Annotated in this window: 4 protein-coding genes and 1 riboswitch; of the genes, 3 read left to right on the top strand and 1 reads right to left on the bottom strand. The window is 37.0% G+C overall.

The features are described from left to right. Nucleotides 1–167 precede the first annotated feature (167 nt). The 3 genes from gapN (at nt 168) to AC1DJR_RS17230 (ending at nt 4797) form a co-directional block, all read left to right on the top strand. Nucleotides 168–1607, top strand: coding sequence for an NADP-dependent glyceraldehyde-3-phosphate dehydrogenase (gene gapN / locus AC1DJR_RS17220; RefSeq protein ID WP_429687030.1), 1440 nt, complete (start codon nt 168–170; stop codon nt 1605–1607). A gap of 177 nt (nt 1608–1784) precedes the next feature. Continuing rightward, nucleotides 1785–1966, top strand: a riboswitch (Lysine riboswitch). 146 nt (nt 1967–2112) lie between these two features. Further along, nucleotides 2113–3537 carry an amino acid permease gene (locus AC1DJR_RS17225; protein ID WP_429687029.1) on the top strand — a complete coding sequence of 475 codons (1425 nt, stop codon included), beginning with the start codon at nt 2113–2115 and terminating at the stop codon, nt 3535–3537. 60 nt (nt 3538–3597) lie between these two features. Further along, on the top strand, nt 3598–4797 hold the full coding sequence (locus tag AC1DJR_RS17230; protein ID WP_477003105.1) for an ABC transporter permease: 1200 nt from the start codon (nt 3598–3600) through the stop codon (nt 4795–4797). A gap of 68 nt (nt 4798–4865) precedes the next feature. On the opposite strand, the gene AC1DJR_RS17235 is transcribed toward AC1DJR_RS17230, so the two are convergent. Further along, a partial coding sequence (locus AC1DJR_RS17235) for an IS3 family transposase (protein ID WP_048539479.1) occupies nt 4866–4976 on the bottom strand: 111 nt, incomplete at its 5' end.

Below are 4976 nucleotides of genomic sequence, written 5' to 3' on the forward strand. Positions count from 1 at the left end.
CTTATAATTCAGTTTGAAATAAGAGAATCTTCTGTAAGAAAGGGCATACAAAATAAAAAAATAGTAAGAAATCGTTTTCACAAACATTTCATTTGAAAAATATTATCAAACCACCTACAATCACCTTATACTCACTCTTACAAGTTGCTATTTTAGGAGGACTAATCATGACAACTAGCAATACGTACAAATTTTATTTAAACGGAGAATGGAGAGAAAGCTCTTCAGGTCAAACAATCGACATTCCATCTCCATACTTACACGAAGTAATTGGGCAAGTACAAGCAATTACTCAAGGAGAAGTAGATGAAGCAATTGCATCTGCAAAAGAAGCTCAAAAATCATGGGCTGAAGCTTCTCTACAAGATCGCGCAAAATATTTATATAAATGGGCTGATGAGCTCGTAAATATGCAAGATGAAATTGCCGATATCATTATGAAAGAAGTCGGTAAAGGCTATAAAGATGCGCAAAAAGAAGTCGTTCGTACAGCTGACTTAATTCGTTACACAGTTGACGAAGCACTTCACATGCACGGTGAAAGCATGATGGGTGATAGCTTCCCTGGTGGATCTAAATCTAAACTTGCGATTATTCAGCGCGCACCACTTGGTGTTGTATTAGCAATTGCACCATTTAACTACCCAGTAAACTTATCTGCTGCAAAACTTGCACCAGCATTAATTATGGGTAACGCTGTTATCTTCAAACCAGCAACTCAAGGTGCAATTAGTGGTATTAAAATGGTTGAAGCACTACATAAAGCTGGCCTTCCAAAAGGTCTTGTAAACGTAGCTACAGGACGTGGTTCTGTAATTGGTGACTACTTAGTAGAACACGATGGCATCAATATGGTATCGTTCACAGGTGGTACAAATACAGGTAAACATTTAGCGAAAAAAGCTGCGATGATTCCACTTGTATTAGAACTTGGTGGTAAAGATCCTGGTATCGTTTGTGAAGATGCAGACTTACAAGAAGCTGCAAAGCATATCGTAAGCGGTGCATTCTCTTACTCAGGTCAACGTTGTACAGCTATTAAGCGTGTACTTGTACATGAAAATGTAGCAGACGAACTAGCTGGCTTATTAAAAGAGCAAGTAGCTGAACTATCAGTTGGATCTCCAGAACAAAACAGCACAATCGTTCCATTAATCGACGACAAATCTGCTGACTTCGTTCAAGGTTTAATTGACGATGCTGCTGAAAAAGGTGCAACAATCGTTATCGGTAACAAACGTGAGCGCAACTTAATTTATCCAACRTTAATCGACAACGTAACAGAAGAAATGAAAGTTGCTTGGGAAGAGCCATTTGGCCCAATCCTTCCAATCATCCGTGTTTCTTCTGACGAACAAGCGATTGAAATTGCTAACAAATCAGAGTTTGGTCTGCAAGCAAGTGTCTTCACAAAAGACATTAACAAAGCATTTGCAATTGCTAACAAAATCGACACTGGTTCTGTTCAAATTAACGGACGCACAGAGCGCGGCCCTGACCACTTCCCATTCATCGGTGTAAAAGGTTCAGGTATGGGCGCACAAGGTATTCGTAAGAGCCTTGAGTCTATGACTCGTCAAAAAGTAACTGTATTAAACTTAGTTTAATCTTATATGTAGCAGCTGATCTAATATTTAGGTCAGCTGCTTTTTAGTTAAAACCCTCCGGGACCTAATAACAAATTCTTCTCTATAATCTGATTATTACTATATCCATTGACGTATAAAAATACATTTGTTACTCTTAAACATGTTAATTTAATACATARATCCTCATTCGTATCTCGGTGAGGTAGAGGTTGCAGTCATTAAGAGTATCATTTCAGGAGATGTAGTGGCATTGATGAAGAAATGAGAAAGGAATGATTGCCGAAGTAAGTCGTGTCCACCATGCACGCTTGCTGGGTCTGCATTTAATAAGTGCAGAACTGTCACAAACGTTTCGTTTGTGGAGAGCTATCGAGAGGTATGTCGTGGGTTTCTTATAAGATAGAAAGCATGTAGCGGCAAATTACGTGCTTTTTTTGTTTTGTTTGGACCTTCTCTTCCTTATCAGGAAGACATACATATCTCCTCGCTTGACTTGGTTATACTAACTTTGGAGGTATTTTCTATGCAACAAAAAAAATGGGGCTTTTGGGTACTAACAGCTTTCGTTGTCGGTAACATGGTTGGCGCTGGTATTTTCATGGTGCCAAGTACGTTAGCACAAACAGCAAGCCCACTCGGTGTCACTTTAGCTTGGTTAACAACAGGGTTTGGTGTTTTAATGCTAGCTCTTGTTTTCGGTAATTTAGCAATTCGTCGTCCTGATTTAACGACAGGACCACAAAGTCATGCATATGCTTTATTCTCAACACCAAAAAGAAAGAAAATGGCTGGTTTCAGCATGGTATGGGGATATTGGGTTGCAAACTGGGCAAGTAACGTTGCCATTATTACATCTTTCGCGGGATATTTATCGCTCTTCTTCCCAATTATGAAAGATACACGACTACTATTTTCAATTGGCTCTTTCAATATAGAAGTTGGAAAACTAATTACATTTACTATTTGTTCCATCTTACTTTGGGGAACACATTTAATTTTAACAAACGGTGTAAGCGGAGCTGGGAAGCTAAACTTCTTAGCAACAACAACGAAAGTAACTGGATTCCTTCTATTCATCGTCGTTACGTTATTTGCGTTCGAAGCTTCAAAATTTGGACAATGGTACACACCAATGATCGATAAAGAAGGCGTATCACACGGTCTACTTTCACAAGTAAACTTAGCTGCTCTTACAACACTTTGGGCATTTATCGGGATTGAATCAGCCGTTCTTTTATCAAACCGAGCTACCTCTCCAAAAACGGTAAAACGCGCAACTGTTGCAGGATTACTTATCACAGTTGCAATTTACTTAGGAATTACAATTTTAACAATGGGTGTACTTCACGTTGATAAATTACAAGCTTCTGAACGTCCATTAGCAGATGCATTAAACGCTGCAATGGGTCATGGYGGCGGGAAACTTATGGCATTACTTGCTCTTACTTCCCTATTCGGTTCAATATTAGGCTGGATTTTATTAAGCTCAGAAGTACCTTATCAAGCAGCCAAAGAAGGTTTCTTCCCTTCCTTCTTTACAAAAACAAATAAAAAAGGAAGTCCAATTTACTCATTACGATTAACAAACATTATGTCGCAAGTGTTCTTATTCTCAACACTATCTGGAACCATTGCGGAAGCTTATACATTTGTTATTACCGTATCAACACTGGCCTACCTCATTCCATATCTCGTTTCACCAATCTTCCAGTTAAAACTGGTCGCAACTGGTGAAACTTATAAAAATGAAATGCGGGCAAGAATTATAGATGGTGTGGTCGCAGTCATTGCAATTTGCTATGCGTTATGGGTTATTAAAACAGGCGCATCCGATATAAAAACATTCCTTCTCGGAATTGGTTTATTCGTAATCGGCTTTGCCTTCTATCCATTAATGAATCGTGATCAGAAAAAAAATAAAGAAAAGAAAAACGAGCAAATTGCGTAACGCAATTTGCTCGTTTTTTACTTTAYAAAACATATATAATAGAAAAAAGAGGTGAAAAACATGTCAATCGAATCACTATGGAGCTCTCGCTTTCAACAACATATTCAAAATGCCATCACATACTTTGCACGTATGATTAACGGTTTACTATATAGCTTCATCTTCGTCTCATGTGTAGGTGCATATTATTACGCTAAGTTTCTTAAAACGGATCCTTCTAAAGGAATATCTTTATTACTCATCACGATCGTACTTACACTCATTATAACGAGATGCCAAGTTCGCACATTTATTCAAAARCCSGAYGCTGTCTATTTACTWGCAYTAGAAGAGAAATTAACATCTTATTTTAAAAAATCTCTTCTATATAATTACATCATTCAGCTTTTCCCGCTTATATTTACGTTCCTTGTTATCGTACCGCTTGCCATGCAATCATTACAACTAACCGTACCTTTCTTATGTACAATCTTTATAATTTTAATGATTCTAAAGGGCTGGAACATATACATACATTGGATGTGGCGTGATAGTTATGAAAAAAGCATATGGTTTATCATTCGCATTGCTTGTAACGCCCTGATCATTTACATGCTGTTTTATACTGCAAATGTGATCGTGTTAGGCGGACTACTCTTACCCCTTGCTTTCCTGCTTCTATACACGAAGAAACAACCTACAAAACGAATACCGTGGGATTACATAATCGAACAAGAAGAAAAAATGGACGTTCGTTTCTATCAATTTGCTAGCATTTTCACCGATGTTCCGCAACTGAATAAGCAAGTAAATAAAAGAAAATGGCTTACAAATTGGATTGAACCTTTAYTACATAAAAAACRAGCWACTTTCTTCTATTTACATACACTAGCATTTTTACGCGGTAATGATTATTTCGGTATATATATTCGCTTAGGGTTAATCGGTGCTTTCGCTCTATATTTTATTCCGAATATATATGTAAAAGGTGCTATCGCTTATATCGTCCTATATATGATTTCTATGCAGCTCCGTTCCCTGTGGAAATATTTTTCGGGAAATATTATCGTAGCATTATATCCAATTGATACTGAAGAACGAATGAGTCAATTTCTTAGCTTAATTTTCATATTGCTAAGTATTCAACTCATTGTATTTTCAAGTGTTATACTCATTGCTACAGGGCAATTTTCACATAGTCTTATCATTATGATTATCGGGTTAATCTGGATCAAATTTATTATTGTACCAAAAACGAAGCAACGCGTTTCTTCGTTTTAACGAAAAGAATTATCTTAAAAGCCAAGGAGAAATGAAGTGACCCCTAAAAATTAGACACGGTTATTTCATTAGGCAGCTTGATAAAAGTGAGTCCGGTATTGCACCGGGCTCATTTTTAATTTTGCCTTTATCCGTTTTGTATTATAATAATCTATATATTTTTCTAATTCTATTTTGAA

Source organism: Bacillus sp. 05T31 (genome assembly GCF_056396725.1).